We start from the raw sequence: 22,402 nt of genomic DNA, 5'->3' as shown, positions 1-22,402 counted from the left end.
TGGGTGTATTGATTGTTTTAACAACATACCTCAACACCAAACAGAGATAAAGAGCCAAGATAGGCCCTTATTTCATTGCTTAGGCCGTAAACTCAAAGTGAATTTTCATAAAGTGCTTATTTTTGCTACTCCCAGAGGGGTCAGCGAGGTATACTTCTTGGTTATATTTATCAACCATCGCGCGAATTAAATTATGCAAAAATACGATATCAAAACCTTCCAGGGAATGATCCTCGCGCTGCAGGATTATTGGGCACAACAGGGTTGTACGATTGTACAGCCATTAGATATGGAAGTGGGCGCAGGTACGTCTCACCCAATGACATGTCTGCGTGCACTTGGCCCAGAGCCAATGGCTACCGCTTATGTTCAACCATCTCGTCGTCCTACGGATGGCCGTTATGGTGAAAACCCTAACCGTCTGCAGCACTACTATCAATTTCAGGTAGCGTTAAAGCCTTCTCCAGATAACATTCAAGAGCTGTACTTAGGTTCTTTAGAAGTGCTTGGTATCGATCCTCTTGTGCATGATATTCGTTTCGTAGAAGACAACTGGGAAAACCCTACACTGGGTGCTTGGGGTCTAGGTTGGGAAATCTGGCTAAACGGCATGGAAGTAACGCAATTTACTTACTTCCAACAAGTAGGTGGCCTTGAGTGTAAACCAGTTACTGGTGAAATTACTTACGGTATTGAGCGTCTTGCTATGTACATTCAAGAAGTAGATTCGGTTTACGATCTTGTATGGAACAACGGCCCTCAAGGTGTGGTTACTTATGGTGACATTTTCCACCAAAACGAAGTTGAGCAATCGACGTACAACTTTGAACACGCAGACGTTGATTTCCTATTTGGTTTCTTCGATCAGTGTGAGAAAGAGTGTAAAGAGTTGCTTGAACTTGAAAAGCCGCTACCGCTTCCAGCGTACGAGCGCATTCTAAAAGCAGGTCATGCATTCAACCTGTTAGATGCTCGTAAAGCGATCTCAGTAACAGAGCGTCAACGTTACATTCTTCGCATTCGTAACCTAACTAAATCGGTTGCAGAAGCGTATTATGCATCACGTGAAGCACTAGGCTTCCCTATGTGTCGTTCTAATAAACCGACAGCAACTGAGGAGAAGTAATCATGGCGAAGAATTTTCTAATCGAATTAGGCACTGAAGAGCTTCCACCAAAAGCACTTCGTTCATTAGCTGAAGCATTTGCAGCTAACTTTGAAGCTGGTCTTAAAGCGGCTGATTTAGCACACCAAGGGGTTAAATGGTACGCAACCCCTCGTCGTCTAGCACTTAAAGTGGCTCAATTAGACGAAGGCCAAGCAGATAAAATCGTTGAGAAACGTGGTCCAGCTATCGCATCTGCATTTGATGCTGACGGTAATCCAACCAAAGCAGCTCAAGGTTGGGCTCGTGGTAATGGTATTACGGTTGAACAAGCTGAGCGTCTAAAAACAGACAAAGGCGAATGGTTACTTCATAAAGAAGCGGTTAAAGGCCAACCTGTACAAGAGCTTGTTGTTGAATTAGCAGCAAAAGCACTTGCTGGTTTACCAATTCCTAAAGCAATGCGTTGGGGTAACTCAGACATTCAATTTATTCGTCCAGTGAAAACACTGACTATCCTATTGGGTGATGAATTAGTTGAAGGCTCTATCCTAGGTGTTGCTTCTACTCGTACACTTCGTGGTCACCGTTTCATGGGTGAAAGCGAGTTTACGATTGATTCTGCTGACCAATACCCTGCGATCTTAGAAGAGCGCGGTAAAGTAATGGCTGACTACGATGCGCGTAAAGCAATCATTCTTGCTGATGCTCAAAAAGCAGCTCAAGAAGTGGGTGGTATTGCGGATCTAGAAGATGAATTAGTTGAAGAAGTAACGTCTCTGGTTGAATGGCCTGTGGTATTAACCGCTAAGTTCGAGCAAGAGTTTTTAAATGTTCCTTCAGAAGCATTAGTTTACACAATGAAGGGCGATCAAAAGTACTTCCCAGTATACGATCAAGAGAAGAACCTACTTCCTAACTTCATCTTTGTTACTAACATCGAATCTAAAGAGCCTCGTCACATTATCGAAGGTAATGAGAAAGTGGTTCGTCCGCGTCTTGCTGATGCTGAATTCTTCTTTAATACAGACCGTAAGCGCCCGCTTATCGACCGTCTACCTGAACTAGAGCAAGCAATCTTCCAAAAGCAACTGGGCACAATCAAAGACAAAACAGACCGTATTACTGAGCTTGCAGGCTACATCGCTGAGCAAATCGGTGCAGATGTTGAGAAATCTCAACGTGCAGGTCTACTGGCTAAATGTGACTTAATGACATCAATGGTATTTGAATTTACAGATACGCAAGGTGTTATGGGTATGCACTATGCAACGCATGATGGTGAAGATGCACAAGTTGCATTAGCGCTTTATGAGCAATACATGCCGCGTTTCGCTGGTGATGATCTACCAAGTACTGATGTATCTGCATCAGTAGCAATGGCAGATAAGCTAGATACACTTGTGGGTATCTTCGGCATTGGTCAAGCGCCAAAAGGTTCTGATCCATTTGCACTTCGTCGTGCTGCACTGGGCATCCTACGCATCATCGTTGAAAAAGATTACAACTTAGACCTCGTTGATTTAGTCACTAAGGCGCAATCTTTATTTGCGCTAGAAGACGGCACAACGAAGTTAACCAACGCGAATGTTGAGAATGACGTAATTGATTTCATGCTAGGTCGTTTCCGTGCATGGTACCAAGATGAAGGTTTCAGTGTAGACATCATCCAAGCGGTACTTGCTCGTCGTCCGACTAAACCAGCTGATTTTGATAAGCGCGTGAAAGCGGTATCTCACTTCCGTGAACTAGACGCTGCTGAATCACTAGCGGCTGCGAATAAGCGTGTCGGTAATATCCTTGCGAAATTCGATGGTGAACTGGCTCAAGAAATCGATCTGGCTCTTCTACAAGAAGATGCTGAGAAAGTATTGGCAGAGAAAGTTGAGATCCTAGCTGAAGCACTAGAGCCTGTATTTGCTGCTGGTAACTATCAAGAAGCACTAAGCCGCTTAGCTGAGCTACGTGAGCCTGTTGATGCGTTCTTCGATGGTGTTATGGTTATGGCTGACGATGAAGCGCTTAAACTTAACCGTTTAACCTTACTAAATAAGCTACGTAATTTATTCTTAGATATTGCGGATATTTCTCTTCTTCAAAAATAAGAAATAGCTCTATTTCATGAAATGCCCCGCTGTTGCGGGGTATTTTTTTGTCTAGATATCGTATTTTCGAAAATTAGAGGTTAATAATATACCTAACAATGACTACAATTGATGTTCTCTCTTTTATTAGGCTGCTGATTTCGATGAAATTATCTGTGTGTACAACTCTTATCTCCCTCTCACTTATGGTCGGGTGTCAAAGTACCTCGTTACCCTCTACGGATAATTCAAACGCGCCGATAACAACTGAGGCTACTTCAGCGGATAAAACTATTCATACAGAGACAGTATGTCCTTCATTAGGTATTCAGCCTGTTACAGTGACGGTTTCTGAACTGTGGTCTGAAGGCGATGTGGTTACTGATGCTTATTCTGGCAATATTGCTCAGGTTAAAGATGGCCAGATAACATTAACGCCAAGCCGTCATAGTGGTGGGTTACTTTTATTAGAATCTATATCAGTATTAGAATCAGAAAAAGAGAAGATTGATTTTCAATGGCAGAACGCCACGTTTTATCATATCGCCACGGATCGTTTTTATAATGGTAACGGTTGGAATGACCACAGTTATGGTCGTCAAACATCAGCTCAAGGCTTTAAAGGTGGTGATATTGCAGGCTTAACCAAGAAGTTAGATTATTTAGCTGAGTTAGGTGTTGATGTATTGTGGCTTTCGACGCCATTAGAACAAGTTCACGGTTGGCTTCCAGGTAAAGATGGAAACACACCAGAATACCCATATGCAGGCGGAGCAACACTAGATTGGACTCAGCTCGATACCAATATGGGTAGCGAACAAGAGATGAGGATCTTTATCGATTCTGCTCATCAACTGGGAATGCGAGTGGTGTGGGGTATTGATACTGTGCCTTCTAAGCCAAGTCTTGCCGATCTACAGCAATTTACGATTCAACCTAAAGATAGCAGTGAACTGCCAAGTTATTGGAATGATTGGCAACCAAAAGAAGGGCAAAATCTAACTCACTATCTTGATGCATTTAACGATGAGAATGGTCAAATTCCACAGTGGTGGTCTTCTGATTGGTCTGATCTTAAGTATGAAGGAAGCGTGTCGACGCCAGAGTTCTTTATTAATAAACCGACCACAGCAGTGACTCAAGAAAGCAAAGAGAAAGACGCGTTATTAATTCAGTGGGTAACGTCATGGGTGTCTAAATTTGGTATTGATGGGATTGTTTTATCTCAATCTACGCCACAATTAACCAAACAGTTTGAAGTGCAAGGCAGTAAGGCATTTGAAGCGTGGAAGAAAGACAATCAATACAAAGCACTTGAAGGCTCTTCATTTATTATTGTTGATTTAGAAAACCAAAATCATTTTATTCCTCAAGTTCATGCGATTGCATCCCAATGCTTAACTCCGTTAAATGATCAAATTAATGCACAACAGAAAGCGCCAATACATGCACTCACTTGGTTTGATAAAGATAAACAACCAGAATTAACGACTGATAATTATGCACAGTATCGAGATGCTGCCTCGACCTTGTTACTGTCTAATGGCAGTGTTTCCATCTGGTATGGCGATGAAAATGCAAAGCCTGGTGACTTATATAGCATGATGAATTGGGAAGATGCGACAGGGCTATATTGGTCTTTGCGTACCCATTGGAAAAAATTACTCTCTTTTAGAGGAAATCATTCCGCAATAGTACAAGGTGATTATCAAGTCGTTAAACAAGAGCCTTATTACTCCGTTATACGCAAAAATGAATCAGATAAAGTGATGATTGTGTATACGGGTGAATAGAGATCTGATTGTGATTATGGGTGTCATCAAACTTTCATAAAATCCGAATAAGAGTGTGATACTAACCACATAGGTTTTGTAATAGAGATGGTAATCTATAGCTATAATTAGTTGTTGGTATCTGTTTCTTAAAGGAAAGGAGCTTATCATGACTCGTTTTTTAGCTATCTCACCACAAAGCCAGTGCTATTTATTTACAGTGGCATTAGCCCTTAATTTATTAGGAATGGTATTAACCGATATGTGGGTACCCATGGTAGTAGGGGCGATTGTCACTACGGCATTATCTGTGGATGCTTGGGTTCGCGTTCATTATGTATTACCAATGAAGAAAGAGGTGCGTAACTTACAGCATGAGATTGAAAGCATTCAAAAACAAGTGCGAGATATCAATACATAAACTCAATAGCTGTTTGTTTACAATGAAAAATAGCATAAAGGCGACCTTGTGGTCGCCTTTATCATTTCTTAAGCTGAAAGCCCTTTACGGATAAGAAATCGGTAAGGCAGTGAATCAGTATCTTCCGCAATAAGCTCATGATCCATAAAACGACAGAAACTTGGAATGTCACGCGTGGTCGATGGGTCGTCTGCTTTGATTAATAGTGTTTCGCCATCTTGCATCTGTCGAATTGTTTTTCTAACCATCATTACAGGCTCTGGGCAGCGTAATCCTTCCGCTTCTAAGGTTTGGTTGGCGGTATCAAAGTGGATGGTCATTGTTGTATCTCATTACAGTTAAAGGCGACCAAGATCATACTGCTGTAAAAAAAATAATCAATACTCATTGGCAAAGAACTGGAAAGAGCGTAAATTATTTATTAACAACAAATTAACATTGGACGGTTATTTCGTTGTTTTAGCTATAGATATGAAAGCAACAGAAGGATCGCCATATGCTTACTCAAATAGATCGTTTAACTACCTATTGTGTACTTTGTATTGTTACGATTTGCTCCTTAGTACTACGAACCCCTGAAAATATCAGTTTATTTCCTTTAATCGGCCTTGCCTCCGTTATGATCGCATTGACGATTGAGTTAAAAACCTGGTCAGAAAGTGAAGCCGCCGAAGAAAAAGATTACTAGAAACCCATTAACAACGAATAATGACACTACGCTCCAACTTTCCCGTCTCTTTATTGCTCTTGATCCCAACAAGAGATGAATAAATTGCGGGATTTTTTTTATCCCAAAAAACGTTACACTAGCAAAACCGTTTAGGGTATTTCAGATGCAGGTTTAAGTAATGGAATTAGAAGAAGTTTATCGTCGTGATTTAAATTTACTCATTGCTCTTCGAGTCTTATTAGACGAGAACAGTGTTAGCCAAGCCGCTCTTCGACTTAACTTGAGTCAATCAGCAATGAGTCGTGTATTGGGACGATTACGAGACTTACTGGGTGACCCATTATTTACTCGCCAAGGACAGCATTTAGTCCCAACTCAAAAAGCCTTAGAGATTAATGCACAGATAAACCAACCGTTGGAGTCCTTACGTCAATTACTCACGCCAAGTGACTTTACACCTATGTATTGTGATCAGCATTTTTTAATTGCGACCACAGATTATGCGATGCAAACGATCTTACCTTATGCGCTTCCTAAGATTTACGAACAAGCGCCGAACATATCATTGGAGTTTACTTCTCTTAATCATGAGAACTTGTTTAAACAGCTGAGTACTGAAAAAGTGGATATGGCGATATGTCGTCCAATTGGTTCCGTGTCTCCACTAAAACAAGACGTATTGGGACAGGTTGGGGTGCTGTGTTTGTTATCTAAGAACCATCCCCTTGCAGGATCAGCACTGACTCTAGATGATTATTTATCATTACCTCATGCCATGATAGCGATCAGCGATGGAGTAAAAGCATTATTAGATACGGCATTACTAGGTCAAAGAGAAAGAAGGCAAGTACTTAGGGCGTATCATCTAGAAGCTGCGTTGGCCATTGTTGATAAAATGCCATTAGTGATCACAGTTCCTGCGGATCTCGCTTACTTGGTTGCTGAAAGATATGATCTTGTGATTAAACCATTACCGTTTGAATTTACCCCATTTGATTATTCACTTATTTGGCATGCACGCTGCGATACTTCTCCAGCCCAAGCGTGGTTAAGAAAAGTGGTAAAAGAAGAGTGTGGTAAATTGATAGAAAAACGTATTGAAGATATTGGTTTTGTATAAGAAGAATATCCAGCTATCGTTATGTAAAGTATAAAAAAGGCAGCGATTAGGCTGCCTTGGTTTACCGATGTTTTCACATTAATACTAAGCTAGGTAGGGCTTAGTATTAAATTCTTTTAATGCGTAATACTAAATTTTGATTACCACACGACCAGTGATCTGACCGTTAGTGATGTCTTCTGCTGCTTGAATTGCCTCATCAAGAGAGACTTCTTTAGTGGCTTGGGCGTAGAAGGATTCAGGTAGAAGCTCTGCCAGTTGTTCCCATGCTTTGATGCGTTTTTCACGAGGGCACATTACAGAGTCAACACCTTGCAAACGTACATTACGTAGAATGAATGGCATCACCGTGGTTGGTAAATCAAAGCCACCCGCAAGACCACATATTGCTACTGCGCCATTGTAATCAATTTGCGCTAATACTTTAGCAAGCACCTTGCTACCCACCGTATCAATTGCGCCAGCCCATAGTTGTTTTTCTAATGGTTTTGCTGGTTCTTCTAGTTCGCTACGCTCAACAATGCGTGATGCGCCTAATGATTTAAGCAGTTCACCATTTGAAGAAGCTCGACCCGTTACCGCTGCAACTTTGTAGCCAAGTTGGTTAAGAAGCGTGATTGATACGCTACCTACACCGCCGCTTGCACCGGTTACTAAGATCTCACCATCTTCTGGTTTAATACCCGCATCAACAATCGCTTGAACACATAGCATTGCTGTAAAACCAGCCGTACCGATCGCCATTACTTTTTTAGCGTCTAAGCCTTTTGGCATTGGCACTAACCAGTCACCGTTTAGGCTTGCTTTTTCAGCCATGCCGCCCCAATGACCTTCACCAACGCCCCAGCCAGTAAGTACGACTTCATCGCCAGCCTTATAACGAGCATCGTCTGATTGAGAGACAACACCGGCTAAATCAATACCTGGAACCATAGGGAAATTACGAACAATGCGTCCTTTACCAGTAATCGCTAAGCCATCTTTATAGTTTAGAGAAGAGTAGTTTACATCGATTTTTACATTACCTTCAGGCAGCTGAGACTCGTCGATCTCAGTAACAGCAGCAATGGTATTTCTCTCTTCTTGATTCAGAACTAGTGCTTTAAACATAACGAACTCCAATAAGAATAAATAACGATTATCAAACAGTGCGTTTGACCAATGAGATAAGTGTAGGTGAGTTAGTCAAATAAAAAAAATGATACTTAAACATGAGTAATATGCGTTTTCTGCATAGATCCTCTGCGATATTATTTTTCAAAGAAAGAGTAAATAAGATCTTTACTTTTTATTGGATCGTGTTATTTTGCACCCTTGCTCTGATGTATAGAGTTATTAATACAAGCAATAAGTACAAGTAAAACCCTCAGAAAAATATCTTCGAAAAAGCTATTATCTCCGTGTTTCATTTCACTTTTCCAATTATTAATAATTGAACATTTCAGCAGATCGTTAGCAGCGAATAAGCCTAACTGGATCTATTTATAATGTAATATGACCGTGTGCTATCGAAGTTGTGAAAATGCGTTGGCTTTATACCTAATATCGTTATTGGGCTACCTACTTTTTTAAACCGTTATTTTAAGATAAGTAGATTGATGAGGTAAAGAACGTACAACTTCTCTATGTATAAATTACATAAGATAAATATCTCTTCTCAGGCTAAACAAGCGCATCGTATTGATGCATGTTTATACTAAAGTTAAGAAGGATATCTCATGTCTAAATCAACAGGCAGAAAGCGTTTTTGGTTCCACCAAGCGCGTGATACAAAAATCATCTCTAAAAAATAAGATGATAAATACGATACCAAATTAGGTATCAACTCGAAAAAAGTCGCCCAAGAAGGCGACTTTTTTAGTTTTTACGGCTTAGAATGTTTTCTCTAAGGTCGTTCGAATACCGTTGCGATACCTTGACCAAGACCAATACACATAGTCGCGACACCAAGTTTAGCCCCAGTACGTTCCATGTTATTGATTAACGTGGTGGCAATTCGAGATCCCGAACAACCTAATGGGTGTCCTAGTGCAATAGCCCCTCCATTTAAGTTAATCTTCTCTTCCATTACATCCAGTAAACCTAAATCTTTAATGCATGGTAGGGATTGAGCTGCAAACGCTTCATTCAATTCGAACAAATCAATCTCATCAATCGATAAACCTGCTCGTTTCAGTGCTTTTTGAGTGGCTGGAACTGGTCCATAACCCATGATGGATGGATCGCAGCCGGAGACGGCCATTGAACGAACTTTCGCTCGAATGGTTAAGCCTAATTCATTGGCTTTTTCTTCGCTCATAACTAGCATTGCCGATGCACCATCTGATAATGCAGATGAGGTGCCCGCAGTTACGGTACCATTCGCAGGGTCAAAGGCTGGTCGCAGCGCAGCTAACCCCTCAAGTGTGGTTTCTGGGCGAATGACTTCATCATGTTTTACTAAGGTGAGTGCACCATGTTCATCGTGACCTTCAATCGGTAAAATTTCAGAATCAAAATAGCCTTCAACTGTTGCTCGATGTGCTTTTTGGTGTGACGCAAGTGCAAAGGCATCTTGTTGCTCACGAGTAATGCCGTGCATCTTTCCTAACATTTCAGCCGTTAAACCCATCATGCCAGAGGCTTTAGCGACACTTTTTGATAAACCAGAATGGAAGTCAACACCGTGATTCATCGGTACGTGGCCCATGTGCTCGACGCCGCCAATAATACAAATGTCGGCATCACCAACCATGATAGCGCGAGAGGCATCATGCAGTGCTTGCATAGACGAGCCACACAAACGGTTAACTGTGGTTGCCGCGATAGATTTTGGTAAGCCAGCTAATAATGAGGCATTACGAGCAATATTAAACCCTTGCTCTAAGGTTTGTTGAACACAACCCCAGTAGATGTCTTCGATTTGATCTGGGTCGACTTTTGGATTTCGCTCTATTAAGCCTTTCATTAAGTGTGCAGATAAATCTTCGGCGCGAGTATGACGAAAAACGCCATTTTTAGAACGACCCATTGGCGTACGGATACAATCAACAATAACTACATTTTTCATGATAAATCCTTCCCTAGGCTGACGTTAATGGAGTCGATACTGATGGTGACTTAGGGGCAGGGTAATAACATTCACCGGCCGCGGCTTTTTGTTTGATGCTTTCTGGTACTTGATAAACTGCACCCAATTGCTCAAACTCTTTCGCCATCTCTAGGTAAGTCGATAACCCAATCGCATCAAGGTAGCGGAAAACCCCGCCTTTAAATGGAGGGAAACCTAAACCATACACTAACGCCATGTCGGCTTCTGCTGGAGAAGCAATAATGCCTTCGTCCAAGCATCGGATCACTTCGTTAATCATAGGTATCATCATACGAGCACTAATTTGCTCTGAGGTATAAGGTTGAGTGGTGTCTGTTACCGTTGCAATGATCGCACTGGTGCCATCATCCACATTTTTCTTTGGTTTACCTTTTCTATCTACGGTGTAAGCATAAAATCCAGTGCCATTCTTCTGGCCATAGCGGCTTTCATCAAACATTGCATCAATAACATCTCGACCATTTTTAGCCATGCGCTCTGGAAAACCTTGAGCCATCACCGCTTGAGCATGATGCGCCGTATCAATACCAACCACATCAAGTAAGTAAGCCGGTCCCATTGGCCAACCGAACTCTTTTTCCATCACGTTATCGATTTGTTGGTAATCGCCACCATCACGCAGCAATAAACTAAAGCCCGCGAAATAAGGGAAAAGAACACGGTTTACAAAGAAGCCAGGACAGTCATTCACCACTATTGGGGTTTTACCCATTTGAGAGGCGTAAGCAACAACGCGATCCATGGTGTGTTGTGAGGTTTTCTCACCACGGATAACTTCAACCAATGGCATACGATGAACTGGGTTGAAGAAGTGCATACCACAGAAATTTTCAGGTCGCTTGAGTGATTTTGCTAATAACGAAATAGGTATGGTTGAGGTGTTCGATGCTAAGATCGCGTTTTCGTTCACTTCACCTTCTACTTCGGCTAAAACAGCCGCTTTGATTTTTGGATTCTCAACCACTGCCTCAACAATGACGTCTTTACTCTCAATGCCACCATAGTTTAAAGAGGGAGTAATAGAAGAGAGCACTTGTGCCATTTTTAAACCAGATAAACGGCCACGCTCTAATTGCTTATTAAGAAGTTTAGAGGCTTCATTCATTCCGAGATCTAATGATGCTTGAGCAATGTCTTTCATTAGAACCGGTACGCCTTTTGATGCCGATTGATAAGCGATACCGCCGCCCATAATGCCTGCACCTAAAACGGCTGCGCTTGTTACGGGCTCACTATTTTTCACCGCTTGTTTTGCTTTACCCTTAACGAGCTGATCGTTTAAGAAAATACCCACTAATGATTTTGCGACTTCGGTTCGAGTTAGGGCAACGAAGTGTTTGTTCTCAACGGCTAGCGCGTCATCACGACTCATACCTGCGCTTTGTTCTATCGATTTAACCGCGGTCATTGGCGCAGGATAATGTTTTCCTGCTATTTTCATTATCATGCCTTTAGCGACATTAAATGACATTGCCGCTTCTAATGGAGACAGTTGCAGTGGTGCTTTTTTCTGTTCACGACGTTGTTGCCAATTCAATTCACCTGCAATTGCTTGCTTAAGCATAGAAACAGATGCGTCTATCAAGGTTTCACGTGAAACAACACCATCAACCATACCTAATGTTAATGCGTCTTTAGCACGTTTTGGCTTACCTGTAGTGATGACTTCCATCGCTGGGTCGGCACCAATTAAGCGAGGTAAACGAACAGAACCACCCCAACCAGGCATAATACCGAGTTGTGTTTCAGGTAATCCGATGGATGCGGTTTCATCTGCTAAACGAAAATCGCTAGCTAATACGCACTCACAACCGCCACCAAGCGCAAAACCAGTAATAGCGGTTAAGGTCGGAACAGGAAGGTCTTCTAGTTTATTAAATATTATATTAGCTTGATGTAACCAATCACTAAGTTCTTCTGATGGGGTATCAAATAGCCCTAGGAATTCAGTGATGTCTGCTCCGACAATAAAGGCATTTTTGCCAGATGAGAGCAGGAGGGCTTGTAAATCCTTTTGTTTGTAGAGTGCATCAATGGCTTCGCCAAGTGAATGTAGGGTAGCAAGGTTGAGCTTGTTTACACTGCCTGTCGCATTAAATACGAGGTGAGCAATGCCTGATTCGATGTAGTCTACAGAGAGGTTTTCACCTTGATAAATCATTTTCTATCTCCATGAAATGATAACCAGATAAAGTATTCGTTATTATAATGGTCTGGTTTGACCAGTTAATAGTGATGTTAATGTAAACAGATATCAAATTAAATTTAACATTTTAGTTACGAATATCTTGGTTGATCACAAATTTACTTTCTTCGATTAGCGAATAAATATCAGCTTAAAAAGCGTAAATGCCACGAGAAGTGATACACTTTAAGGTTCCATTTTTACTATCAGTGTAGTCTATGAATGAGCAGCCATATCAAGTGCCAAAAGCGATGGCAGTATTTGAAGAAGAGATTAAAAAAAGTGTTTTTATTACCTATCTTGCGAGAACCTCATCGATTGATGAAGCCAAAGCGTTTGTCGCTGAAATAAAAACAAAACACTCTGATGCTCGGCATAATTGCTGGGGGTTTGTTGCTGGTCGACCTGAAGATTCAATGAAATGGGGCTTCAGTGATGATGGCGAACCTTCAGGTACTGCTGGTAAACCGATCCTTGCTCAATTGAGTGGGAGTGGTATCGGTGAAATTACCGCAGTGGTAACTCGTTATTATGGCGGTATTAGGCTTGGCACTGGAGGTTTAGTTAAAGCTTATGGTGGCGGTGTTCAACAAGCATTAAAGCTCATTGAAACCGAAGAGAAACGAATTACAAAGGCGCTTGTTTTACATTGTGATTATAACTTAATGAGTCTGGTCGAAACCTTATTACTTCAATTTGAAGGGCAACAAGTAATGGCGGATTATAGTGATAAAGTTATTATGACGGTCGAGTTAGAAAAGCGTGTTATTAATGAATTTAAAACCGCTATCATTAATAAAAGCGGTGCAAAGATCGAGTTTCCACCGGAAGTGTGAAATTTTTAATACCAACTATTTAGGATGTGAGTGACGCCAGGCGTCCAATAAATCATGCAGTTTCGTTCAATTATTCGAATCGTGGGTACTTTACTTGCGGTGTTTAGTTTTTTCATGTTGGCTCCTGCTTTTATCGCGTTTATATATCGTGATGGTGCTGGTGTGCCATTTGTTATTACTTTTTTCTTGTTATTGGCTGGTGGCGGTGCACTTTGGTTCCCAAATCGAGATCACAAACAAGAACTGAAATCGCGCGATGGCTTTCTCATCGTGGTTCTCTTTTGGATGGTAATCGGTAGTGCGGGTGCATTGCCATTTTTACTTTCTGGATCGCCAGATATATCGGTAACCAATGCCTTTTTTGAATCATTTTCTGGGTTAACGACAACAGGGGCTACGGTTCTTACGGGATTAGATCATTTGCCCAAAGCGATTCTATTTTATCGACAACTTCTTCAATGGTTTGGCGGTATGGGTATTATCGTGTTAGCTGTGGCTATTTTACCGGTATTAGGTATCGGTGGTATGCAACTGTATCGAGCGGAGATCCCAGGACCTGTAAAAGACTCAAAAATGACCCCGCGAATAGCCGAAACAGCAAAGGTACTGTGGTATATATACCTTACGTTAACCATTGCGTGTGCTTTGGCATTTTGGGCTGCTGGAATGAATTGGTTTGATGCCATCTCACATAGCTTTTCAACGATAGCGATTGGTGGTTTTTCTACTCACGATGCCAGTATGGGCTACTTTAATAGTCCGGTAATTAATGCTATTACCGTAGTGTTCTTACTTATCTCTGCATGTAACTTTTCGTTGCACTTTGCTGCATTTGCTTCTGGTGGCGTGCACCCTAAATATTATTGGAAAGACCCAGAATTTAGAGCGTTTATATTTATTCAGATATTATTGTTTCTTATCACCTTCTTATTGTTACTCAAGCACAGTACCTATGATTCGATAGGAACAGCGGTTGATCAGGCTCTATTTCAGACCGTATCCATGTCAACCACTGCAGGTTTCACCACAACTAGCTTTGCTGAGTGGCCGCTGTTTTTGCCTGTATTACTGTTATTTTCCTCTTTCATTGGTGGCTGCGCGGGATCTACGGGCGGCGGCATGAAGGTAATTCGTATTTTGCTGTTATCACTACAAGGGATGCGTGAGTTAAAACGTCTTATTCACCCAAGAGCTATTTTTACTATTAAAATTGGTAGTAAAGCACTACCGCAACGGGTGGTTGATGCGGTATGGGGATTCTTCTCTGCGTATGCCTTGGTGTTTGTGATTTGTATGTTGGCATTAATTGCGACAGGGATGGATGAGCTAACCGCTTTTTCTGCTGTAGCGGCAACACTAAATAACTTAGGCCCTGGTTTAGGTGAGGTTGCGGTGCATTTTGGTGAGGTAAATGATACCGCTAAATGGATTTTAATTATCTCAATGTTATTTGGTCGTTTGGAAGTATTTACCTTACTTATTTTGTTCACGCCGACGTTCTGGCGTAGTTAGTTTTTAATCTTAGAAAGATAAAAGGGTTTATTGTGAAAAGAGTATTACTTCTTCACTCAAGTCGTGAAGGTCAAACCATTAAGATATTGGATTATATTGCGACTAAGCTAGGAAGTGATGTCCAATGTGAATTAGTCGATTTACATCAGCCGTTAACGGTTTCATTTTCTGATTATGATCGTGTTGTGATCGGTGCATCTATCCGTTACGGCCACTTGAATAAGAAGTTGTATCAGTTTATCACTCAACATCAAGTGGCTTTGGAGCAAGCGAAGGCTGCGTTTTTTATTGTGAACCTGACCGCTCGTAAAGAAGGTAAAGATACTCCAGAAACCAGTGTATATTTTAAGAAGTTTTTATTGAAATCCTCTTGGGTTCCCGCTTTGCAAGATACGTTTGCTGGTGCGTTATTTTATCCTCGTTATAATTTCTTTGATCGCTTTATGATTCAACTCATCATGAGAATGACGGGGGGGGAGACAGACCCAACCAAAGAAGTTGAATATACAAACTGGTTGCGTGTTGATCAATTTGTTGAAAAGATTAAAAAAGGTTAATTTTTAGGCGATTTGAAAATAATTGTGCGATAGAGATAGATATTTTGGTTTAGATGCTATTTTTTAGCATGTTAGCTATGGATTTTCTTGTGAAAGTCATTACAATAGCACGCACAACAGGGGTGTAGCTCCAACTGGCAGAGCAGCGGATTCCAAATCCGCGTGTTGGGAGTTCGAATCTCTCCACCCCTGCCATATTTAGAGAAGGCTCATATCGAAAGGTATGAGCCTTTTTGCTGTTTGTAGTTTGAGAAAAGAGCCGCGGATTCCCCCACCATAAGAACGCGCGTGTTGGGAGTTCGAATTACTCTAGCTTTGCCATATTTAGAGAAGGCTCATATCGAAAGGTATGAGCCTTTTTGCTGTTTGTAGTTTGAGAAAAGCGCCGCGGATTCCCCCACCATAAGAACGCGCGTGTTGGGAGTTCGAATTACTCTAGCTTTGCCATATTTAGAGAAGGCTCATATCGAAAGGTATGAGCCTTTTTGCTGTTTGTAATTTGAGAAAAGAACATGTGATGAGAGTGGGTTCTCAGATTTCTGCCATGTTATTAACTATATTCATAATAGAATTAATTTATTGAGTATAAGCAGAGACAACTCATGACTACATTTCAAAAAGATTTCCTATGGGGCGGCGCGATTGCTGCGAACCAAATTGAAGGCGCATTCCAAACTGACGGTAAGGGCTTATCAACTTCCGATATGCTTCCTAATGGCATTCTTAGTTCATCACAAACCAGAGAAACAAGGACGGATGGCATAAAAGATCTCGCCATTGATTTTTATCATCGTTATCCAGAAGACATTCAATTGTTTGATGAAATGGGGTTTAACTGTTTACGTCTTTCTATTGCGTGGACTCGTATTTTTCCAAATGGTGATGATGCCGAGCCGAATGAAGCGGGATTAGCTTATTATGATGCGATCTTTGATGAGTTAGCTAAATATGATATTCAACCTTTTGTTACGCTTTCTCACTATGAAATGCCTTATGCATTAGTTGAAAATTATGGCGGCTGGGGTAATCGAAAGGTCATTGAGTTCTTTGAACGATACGCTAAGGTTGTATTTGAGCGTTACCAACATAAAGTGAAATTATGGCTAACATTCAATGAAATCAATATGTCACTACACGCCCCATTTACCGGGGTAGGACTACCAGATGAGGCGGATGAGCAAAGTATTTATCAAGCGATTCACCATCAATTAGTTGCTAGTGCTCGTGTGGTTAACTTATGCCATAACATGTTGCCTGATTCTAAAATTGGCAACATGTTATTAGGAGCGCTTAACTACCCATATACGTGTCATCCCGACGATGTACTTGCAGCTATGCATGAGAATAACCAATGGCTTTTCTTTGGTGATGTGCAAGTTCGCGGAAAGTACCCAGGTTACATGTTGCGTTATTTTCGTGAGAATCAGATAAGTTTACACTTTGCAGAGGGGGATCTTGAAGAGTTAGCAAAAGCGAGTGTTGATTTTATCTCATTCAGTTATTACGCCAGTGGATGTGCGAGTGCAGATCCAAAGAAAAAAGAGATTGGTAATATTGTTGCTAGTGTTCCAAATCCACACCTAGAAGCAAGCGAGTGGGGCTGGTTAATCGATCCTAAAGGGTTACGAGTGCTATTGAATGTCTTGCATGACCGTTACCAGAAGCCACTATTTATTGTTGAAAATGGGTTAGGCGCTAAAGATGTAGTCACAGAAGAAAATACCATTGAAGATGATTATCGAATAGCCTACTTGAACGACCACCTAGTTCAGGCTCGCGAAGCAGTGCTTGATGGTGTTGAATTAATGGGATTTACCTCGTGGGGACCAATTGATTTAGTCAGCAATTCTGAAGCTCAACTGGATAAGCGTTATGGTTATATTTACGTAGATCGGAACGACAAGGGAGAAGGTAGTCTACAACGCATACCTAAAAAGAGTTTTTATTGGTATCAAGATGTCATTAAAACTAATGGTTATTCACTAAAGTAGTGTATTAATGTGAGCTGTATTTAGTGAGTCGATAGCCAAATGGTTGCAAAAATACTCAATAGAAAAGGTACAGTAAGCAGTAACAAAACACCGTGGAAAGGCATCCTAATAAAGGGTGCCTTTTTTATTGGGGGAGTAAATAAGCAACGAGTAAATCCCTATTGATAATAATAACTATTTATATTTATTTCTTGTAATTATGCTCAATTTATATTCAGATATGAAGCGAATAAAATATAAACATAACTACAAGGATGTATGATGAAAAATTATTGGTTAGCGTTTATTGCCTGCTTGTTTATATCAGGGTGTGAAACGACATCAGTTACCGAATTAACATCGGATCCTCGCTGGGTCAGCGGTCAGCTTGATAATGGGTTCCGTTACCATATTTATCCTGATCGAGAGAAAGAAGTCTCTATTCGTTTTATTGTTCATACTGGTTCATTTCAAGAAACTGAAAGCCAAAAAGGCTACGCTCATTTTGTAGAGCACATGGCTTTTAATGGCAGTGAACACTTCTCGCAAAATGATGTGATCTCTCTATTTGAAGATGCCGGACTAAGTTTTGGCGCAGATATTAATGCTTACACCTCTTATGCTGAAACTGTGTATAAACTCGATCTTCCTGATAATTCTCAGTTGAATAATGCATTTATTTGGATGAGAGATATTGGTGATGGCATTAAACTGTCACCTAAAGAAGTAGAAAAAGAGAAAGCGGTCATTCTTGGGGAGTTTCGTTACTCCAGATTAGAAGATAAAGCGATCTCTGATCAATTTTATGATCATATGACAATGGGAACGATGTATGAAAGCAGCGATCCTATTGGAAATAAAGCGTCGGTTTTATCTGCGGCTTCAATATCACTCGCGGAGTTTTATCATCAGTGGTATCAACCTCAATTAACTGAAATTGTGATTAGTGGGGATATCACTCTTGAAAATGCGATTAATCTTATAACTAAGCATTTTGAAAGTTGGAAGAAAGGCACGTCAGTCGTCAGTACGATGCCATTAGAGCCTTTAAATCAAAATGACTTTATTGCTAAAGTTTCGAGTGGTGAGCCACCAAGTATTGCTCTAGTTATTGATCGTGGTGATTTTAGAGTAAATACAAGAGAGCAGCAGCATCACTTATGGTTAGATGACATTGCACATTCAATTATTCAGCAAAGATTAGGTGGGGTATATATTGATGCCGCAATGCCTGTTCAATGGATTTATTCGACGGATTATTATGTCTCTGATCAGCGTTATTTCATCTCTTCTGTATCATTTCCAGCTAGCTATAGAACTCAAAGCCAAACTCTATTTTTAGATACGCTAGCGTCATTGCGAGATCATGGCGTGTCATATGGTGAGTTAGATAATTTACTCCAACCTTACCATCATCAACTTGATAATCTTGATGCAAACCGAGAAAAATTGACGCCTTATGACCATGTTGAAAACAGAGTTAATGGCATTGTGTCTCAGCAAATAAGTCAATCAAGTTTAGATTACAAAGCAAGTTTGAAGGCATTTTTAGCAGCGACAGATTTGACGTTAGTTAATGATCATATTGACGAGTTGCTTTCCTCTTCATATCAATTTGCTATTGGCGTTGATACTTCTGAATCACTCACTCAAATAGAATCAAGTATTCCTGCATTACAGTCTGTATATGCAAAATCAGGAAGTGAACCATTAACTAATAATGTTAGTGCCGCTTTTCCTGTCCCGATGACCAGTGGAATGATTTTGTCTGAAACTAAGTTATTTGAGGATATTGATTTAACTCGTTGGACGCTAGATAACGGCTTAAATGTTCTTTATTTGAGAAAAACCGATGCCGGTGATGAAGTGGTGTTTTCGTTAGCAAGCCAAGGAGGAATAGCAGCATTACCTTCAGAGTTGATACCAGCAGCTAATATAGCGATACCAGCGGTTACTCGTAGTGGCCTTGGTAAATTGACAGGTTCTCAATTAGACGCACATTTGAGAAATGAAGGCATTGAGCTTTACCCTTTTATTAATTTTACTCATCACGGTCTTGAAGGCATTACGGATAAGGAAGGGCTTGCTGAGACATTTGCTGTAATTACCGCAATTATGTCTGGAATTAATGTTGATGAAGGGCAGTTAAAAGCAGTAAAGCAGGAGTTTGAACAAAATAGAGACGCTTATATGTCGACGTCTCTTGGTCAATTGACCAAAGCGATCAATAGAAACACTTATTCTTCTACTAATCGACATCAACTGCTTGATGGGGAGGGGGTAAATCGAGTTACTCGCGAGCAGATTAAACGAGTACATCAGCTATTATTTCAGCAGAACCGTAATTATCAGTTAGTGATTGTGGCTGACTTAAAACCATCAGAGCTAAAACCATTACTTCGTCAGTATTTAGCAAATATCCGTTTAGGTGCTGCAGCGAAAACCCATTACGCCGTTACTTATAAATCAGATTCTGTAGCGAGTATTAGCATGGCAGTAAATACCGAACAAAATAGTCATTATATTTCTCAGTTTATAGCGGTTCAGGGCTTGGAAGAGCACTCCGCAAAATCCATTTTCATACAGGATATGCTGCAAAGAATCGTATCTAAGAGATTGATGAACTATGTTCGTGAAGAACTCAGTTTGGATTATGCACCATATGCACTAATGGTGAACGCTGACAGTGAGTTCAAGCCTCACTGGGTTATGGGCGCACAAGTTGATCCTAAGAATGCAGAGCTTATTGAATCTGCCATTGATAAGGTAATAAAAGACCTATTACGTGGCGTTACAGAAAATGAAGTTAATGCTGCAGCGAAACAGTTGGCTGTTGATTTAGAACCACTAAAAAATAACAGTGCTCAACAAGCATGGCTGTTAAATCGTTACACCATACATCACTACGGAATTGAAGCATTATTTAGTATTCCAGAAACGGCAAATTCAGTTAATGCAGAAGATATAAATAGATTAATCAAGTACTCGTTCGGAAAGAATAGTTATCAATTTAAGTACCTATCGACGCCAATGTGAGTTTCTTGTGATCTAGATCTTGTTTTTTAGAGGGTAAGCAGTACAATTCGCTGCTTAATTAATCATCTAGAGTTTTGTTTAAATGGGTTACGATTTAGGTTCTGTTTATCTTGGTCAAATGGCGGCAAAAAAAATGCTTAACGAAGAAATGTATGGCAAACAGCAAGCAAGAAAAAAGAAAACAGCAGTAACAAAAAAACTTTGGAAAGGATTCGAAAATGTTAATACAAAAATGGTAACCATGGTGAGTGGTTACACTCCGGTATTAACTTGGTAAATGATTTACTGAATAATTTTGAAAAGGCATGCCTAAGTTGGTGTGCCTTTTTTATTTGCCATTTATAAATGATAGGAGTAGCATTTGCTTTGTTGATTGATTCCAATTTCAGTCACGGGTGATGGATTTCCACCTTTAACCGCTCTAATTTAGAGATAATGATTCCTACTGTAGCGTTATCCTGATCAGTGATTCTGATCGTATTGGGATAGATCTGTCTATAGTAGAGCTGCTTGTTATTTCTCTTCTCTTCTAAGATCGTCTATCCTTTTGATTAACCATTATTAAAAGATAGAAACTCATGGCACATCCTCTAAATCGTAATTTGCAAAACTTGTTTCAAGTAGCTCGTTGGTCATTACTAATTCTACCTGTTGCTTTATTGGTAGGGTCATTTAACGCATTTTTCTTATGGTTACTAAGTGAAGCGACACAAGCTCGCATTGCGAATCCATGGCTGATTTATTTATTACCGATCGCTGGTTTAGTTATTGTTTATAGCTACCGAAATTGGGGGAAAAACTCAGCAGGTGGTAATAACTTAATTATGGATGAGATAAATCAAGCGGGTGAGGGGGTTCCTGTGCGAATGGGCCCGTTGGTATTAATCACTACGGTCATCACGCACCTATTTGGTGGCTCTGCTGGTCGTGAAGGTACGGCTGTTCAAATTGGTGGTGCAACAACAGATTGGTTATCTAAAGTCTTTAAGTTGTCTGAAGATGATAGACGGATGATGCTAACCGCGGGTGTTGCTGCGGGTTTTGCATCTATTTTTGGAACGCCTTTTACTGGCGCTATCTTTGCGCTTGAAGTGTTGTTTATTGGCCGTATTAAGTTTAATGCCATTATTCCTGCGCTATTGGCTTCTATCTTAGCGAATGTGGTCGCTTCGGCTTGGGGTGCCCATCACACGCATTATTTAATTAACTTTGATCAGGTTAGTACCTTGTTTGGTCATGCTGTTGATATCGACCTTTTATTAATGGCTAAAGTGATTATTGCTGCAATTGGTTTTGGTATTGCTGGTTATTTGTTTGGTGAGTTAACTCATGGCTTTAAAGACCTGTTTAACGCAACATTAAAGAACCCATATTTGATTGTAGTTGTGGGTGGTTTGATGGTCATCATCATTACGCAATTACTTGGCAATTATGATTACATTGGTATTGGTGTTTATCCAAGTCGTGATGGTGGTGTGAGTATTACTTCTGCATTTACCGAAGGTGGAGCAGAGTGGTATAGCTGGATTTTAAAACTGGTATTAACTGCGATTACTCTTGCTGCTGGCTATAAAGGTGGTGAAGTAACACCGTTGTTTTTTGTTGGTGCTACGTTAGGTAACTTCTTGGGTTGGGTTATGGGTGCTCCGGTTGATCTTTTTGCTGCTCTGGGTTTCCTTGCGGTATTTGCAGCTGCAACCAATACACCATTAGCTTGTACGATTATGGGGGTGGAATTGTTTGGTGCTGATTACTTACCTTATTTTGCATTAGCGTGTTATACCGCTTATTACTTTAGTGGCCATACTGGTATTTACTCTTCACAACGTGTTGCTGTGTCTAAAACATTAGAGCATGGTCGTGATCATGATGGCCTAAATAAAATTGGGTCATATCGTGAACATAATTTATCGTCATTAAAACACCTAGCGAATAAGCTAACTAAAAAAGACAAATAGTTTCACGTGAAACATGGTGGTTTATCTAGTTTAGAACCTAATGTGCTTCTTCACAAAAAAGAACATTGTATTTGGTGGTGTAAGA

The 22,402-nt window shown here is 40.6% G+C and carries 17 protein-coding genes, 1 tRNA gene and 1 riboswitch; of the genes, 14 read left to right on the top strand and 4 right to left on the bottom strand.

Annotation, left to right across the window (positions count from 1 at the left end; translation table 11 throughout):
* Nucleotides 1–193 precede the first annotated feature (193 nt).
* From glyQ to PVK62_RS06070, 4 genes are all read left to right on the top strand, one after another.
* Nucleotides 194–1,126, top strand: coding sequence for a glycine--tRNA ligase subunit alpha (gene glyQ / locus PVK62_RS06085; RefSeq protein WP_122033432.1), 933 nt, complete (start codon nt 194–196; stop codon nt 1,124–1,126).
* Between the two features lie 2 nt (nt 1,127–1,128).
* The gene (gene glyS / locus PVK62_RS06080) at nt 1,129–3,210 is read left to right on the top strand and encodes a glycine--tRNA ligase subunit beta (RefSeq protein WP_274443696.1); all 2,082 of its coding nucleotides are present in this window, start codon (nt 1,129–1,131) and stop codon (nt 3,208–3,210) included.
* 143 nt (nt 3,211–3,353) lie between these two features.
* On the top strand, nt 3,354–4,982 hold the full coding sequence (locus PVK62_RS06075) for an alpha-amylase (protein WP_274443695.1): 1,629 nt from the start codon (nt 3,354–3,356) through the stop codon (nt 4,980–4,982).
* A 148-nt stretch (nt 4,983–5,130) separates the two neighbouring features.
* The gene (locus PVK62_RS06070) at nt 5,131–5,382 is read left to right on the top strand and encodes a hypothetical protein (protein WP_274443694.1); all 252 of its coding nucleotides are present in this window, start codon (nt 5,131–5,133) and stop codon (nt 5,380–5,382) included.
* Nucleotides 5,383–5,450: 68 nt separating this feature from the next.
* Here PVK62_RS06070 and tusA read toward each other — a convergent pair whose 3' ends face one another.
* Nucleotides 5,451–5,702: a sulfurtransferase TusA gene (tusA, locus tag PVK62_RS06065; protein WP_274443693.1), complete on the bottom strand. Its 252-nt coding sequence runs from the start codon at nt 5,700–5,702 to the stop codon at nt 5,451–5,453.
* Between the two features lie 176 nt (nt 5,703–5,878).
* Here tusA and PVK62_RS06060 point away from each other — a divergent pair, with 176 nt between their 5' ends.
* Nucleotides 5,879–6,070 carry a hypothetical protein gene (locus PVK62_RS06060; protein ID WP_274443692.1) on the top strand — a complete coding sequence of 64 codons (192 nt, stop codon included), beginning with the start codon at nt 5,879–5,881 and terminating at the stop codon, nt 6,068–6,070.
* Between the two features lie 160 nt (nt 6,071–6,230).
* The gene (locus PVK62_RS06055; protein WP_274443691.1) at nt 6,231–7,172 is read left to right on the top strand and encodes a LysR family transcriptional regulator; all 942 of its coding nucleotides are present in this window, start codon (nt 6,231–6,233) and stop codon (nt 7,170–7,172) included.
* Between the two features lie 129 nt (nt 7,173–7,301).
* On the opposite strand, the gene acuI is transcribed toward PVK62_RS06055, so the two are convergent.
* The 3 genes from acuI to fadB form a co-directional block, all read right to left on the bottom strand.
* Complete coding sequence (gene acuI, locus PVK62_RS06050; protein ID WP_274443690.1) at nt 7,302–8,282, bottom strand: acrylyl-CoA reductase (NADPH); 981 nt, start codon at nt 8,280–8,282, stop codon at nt 7,302–7,304.
* A 775-nt stretch (nt 8,283–9,057) separates the two neighbouring features.
* Complete coding sequence (gene fadA, locus PVK62_RS06045) at nt 9,058–10,221, bottom strand: acetyl-CoA C-acyltransferase FadA (protein ID WP_274443689.1); 1,164 nt, start codon at nt 10,219–10,221, stop codon at nt 9,058–9,060.
* A gap of 13 nt (nt 10,222–10,234) precedes the next feature.
* A complete protein-coding gene (fadB, locus tag PVK62_RS06040; RefSeq protein WP_274443688.1) occupies nt 10,235–12,424 on the bottom strand; it encodes a fatty acid oxidation complex subunit alpha FadB in 2,190 nt (729 codons plus the stop codon).
* 242 nt (nt 12,425–12,666) lie between these two features.
* On the opposite strand from fadB, the gene PVK62_RS06035 reads away from it, so the two are divergent.
* The 8 genes from PVK62_RS06035 to PVK62_RS06000 all read left to right on the top strand — a co-directional run bounded on the left by PVK62_RS06035 (nt 12,667) and on the right by PVK62_RS06000 (nt 22,317).
* Nucleotides 12,667–13,284: a YigZ family protein gene (locus tag PVK62_RS06035; protein ID WP_274443687.1), complete on the top strand. Its 618-nt coding sequence runs from the start codon at nt 12,667–12,669 to the stop codon at nt 13,282–13,284.
* Nucleotides 13,285–13,338: 54 nt separating this feature from the next.
* Nucleotides 13,339–14,796, top strand: coding sequence for a TrkH family potassium uptake protein (locus PVK62_RS06030; RefSeq protein WP_274443686.1), 1,458 nt, complete (start codon nt 13,339–13,341; stop codon nt 14,794–14,796).
* Nucleotides 14,797–14,828: 32 nt separating this feature from the next.
* Nucleotides 14,829–15,353, top strand: a complete 525-nt coding sequence (gene hemG / locus PVK62_RS06025; protein WP_274443685.1) for a menaquinone-dependent protoporphyrinogen IX dehydrogenase — start codon at nt 14,829–14,831, stop codon at nt 15,351–15,353.
* A gap of 118 nt (nt 15,354–15,471) precedes the next feature.
* Nucleotides 15,472–15,548 (top strand) — tRNA-Trp (locus PVK62_RS06020).
* A gap of 407 nt (nt 15,549–15,955) precedes the next feature.
* On the top strand, nt 15,956–17,344 hold the full coding sequence (locus PVK62_RS06015) for a glycoside hydrolase family 1 protein (RefSeq protein ID WP_274443684.1): 1,389 nt from the start codon (nt 15,956–15,958) through the stop codon (nt 17,342–17,344).
* Between the two features lie 261 nt (nt 17,345–17,605).
* Complete coding sequence (locus PVK62_RS06010) at nt 17,606–20,359, top strand: M16 family metallopeptidase (RefSeq protein ID WP_274443715.1); 2,754 nt, start codon at nt 17,606–17,608, stop codon at nt 20,357–20,359.
* Between the two features lie 82 nt (nt 20,360–20,441).
* Complete coding sequence (locus PVK62_RS06005; protein WP_274443682.1) at nt 20,442–20,636, top strand: hypothetical protein; 195 nt, start codon at nt 20,442–20,444, stop codon at nt 20,634–20,636.
* A 108-nt stretch (nt 20,637–20,744) separates the two neighbouring features.
* Nucleotides 20,745–20,811, top strand: a riboswitch (Fluoride riboswitch).
* Nucleotides 20,812–20,937: 126 nt separating this feature from the next.
* Nucleotides 20,938–22,317, top strand: coding sequence for a voltage-gated chloride channel family protein (locus PVK62_RS06000; protein ID WP_274443681.1), 1,380 nt, complete (start codon nt 20,938–20,940; stop codon nt 22,315–22,317).
* The last annotated feature ends 85 nt before the right edge of the window (nt 22,318–22,402 follow it).

The organism is Aliivibrio sp. S3MY1 (assembly GCF_028765575.1).
In the GTDB taxonomy this organism is placed as follows: Bacteria; Pseudomonadota; Gammaproteobacteria; order Enterobacterales; family Vibrionaceae; genus Aliivibrio.
The sequence above is the reverse complement of the archived record's forward strand: the minus strand, read 5'-3'. Positions and strand labels throughout refer to the sequence as shown.

Excerpts from the sequence above, each read along its gene's own strand:
- fadA (WP_274443689.1), bottom strand. The coding sequence starts at position 10,221 with ATGAAAAATGTAGTTATTGTTGATTGTATCCGTACGCCAATGGGTCGT.
- PVK62_RS06000 (WP_274443681.1), top strand. The coding sequence starts at position 20,938 with ATGGCACATCCTCTAAATCGTAATTTGCAAAACTTGTTTCAAGTAGCT.
- PVK62_RS06015 (WP_274443684.1), top strand. The coding sequence starts at position 15,956 with ATGACTACATTTCAAAAAGATTTCCTATGGGGCGGCGCGATTGCTGCG.
- tusA (WP_274443693.1), bottom strand. The coding sequence starts at position 5,702 with ATGACCATCCACTTTGATACCGCCAACCAAACCTTAGAAGCGGAAGGA.
- PVK62_RS06060 (WP_274443692.1), top strand. The coding sequence starts at position 5,879 with ATGCTTACTCAAATAGATCGTTTAACTACCTATTGTGTACTTTGTATT.
- acuI (WP_274443690.1), bottom strand. The coding sequence starts at position 8,282 with ATGTTTAAAGCACTAGTTCTGAATCAAGAAGAGAGAAATACCATTGCT.
- glyS (WP_274443696.1), top strand. The coding sequence starts at position 1,129 with ATGGCGAAGAATTTTCTAATCGAATTAGGCACTGAAGAGCTTCCACCA.
- PVK62_RS06010 (WP_274443715.1), top strand. The coding sequence starts at position 17,606 with ATGAAAAATTATTGGTTAGCGTTTATTGCCTGCTTGTTTATATCAGGG.
- PVK62_RS06075 (WP_274443695.1), top strand. The coding sequence starts at position 3,354 with ATGAAATTATCTGTGTGTACAACTCTTATCTCCCTCTCACTTATGGTC.
- PVK62_RS06005 (WP_274443682.1), top strand. The coding sequence starts at position 20,442 with ATGGGTTACGATTTAGGTTCTGTTTATCTTGGTCAAATGGCGGCAAAA.
- PVK62_RS06070 (WP_274443694.1), top strand. The coding sequence starts at position 5,131 with ATGACTCGTTTTTTAGCTATCTCACCACAAAGCCAGTGCTATTTATTT.
- PVK62_RS06030 (WP_274443686.1), top strand. The coding sequence starts at position 13,339 with ATGCAGTTTCGTTCAATTATTCGAATCGTGGGTACTTTACTTGCGGTG.
- PVK62_RS06035 (WP_274443687.1), top strand. The coding sequence starts at position 12,667 with ATGAATGAGCAGCCATATCAAGTGCCAAAAGCGATGGCAGTATTTGAA.
- PVK62_RS06055 (WP_274443691.1), top strand. The coding sequence starts at position 6,231 with ATGGAATTAGAAGAAGTTTATCGTCGTGATTTAAATTTACTCATTGCT.
- fadB (WP_274443688.1), bottom strand. The coding sequence starts at position 12,424 with ATGATTTATCAAGGTGAAAACCTCTCTGTAGACTACATCGAATCAGGC.
- glyQ (WP_122033432.1), top strand. The coding sequence starts at position 194 with ATGCAAAAATACGATATCAAAACCTTCCAGGGAATGATCCTCGCGCTG.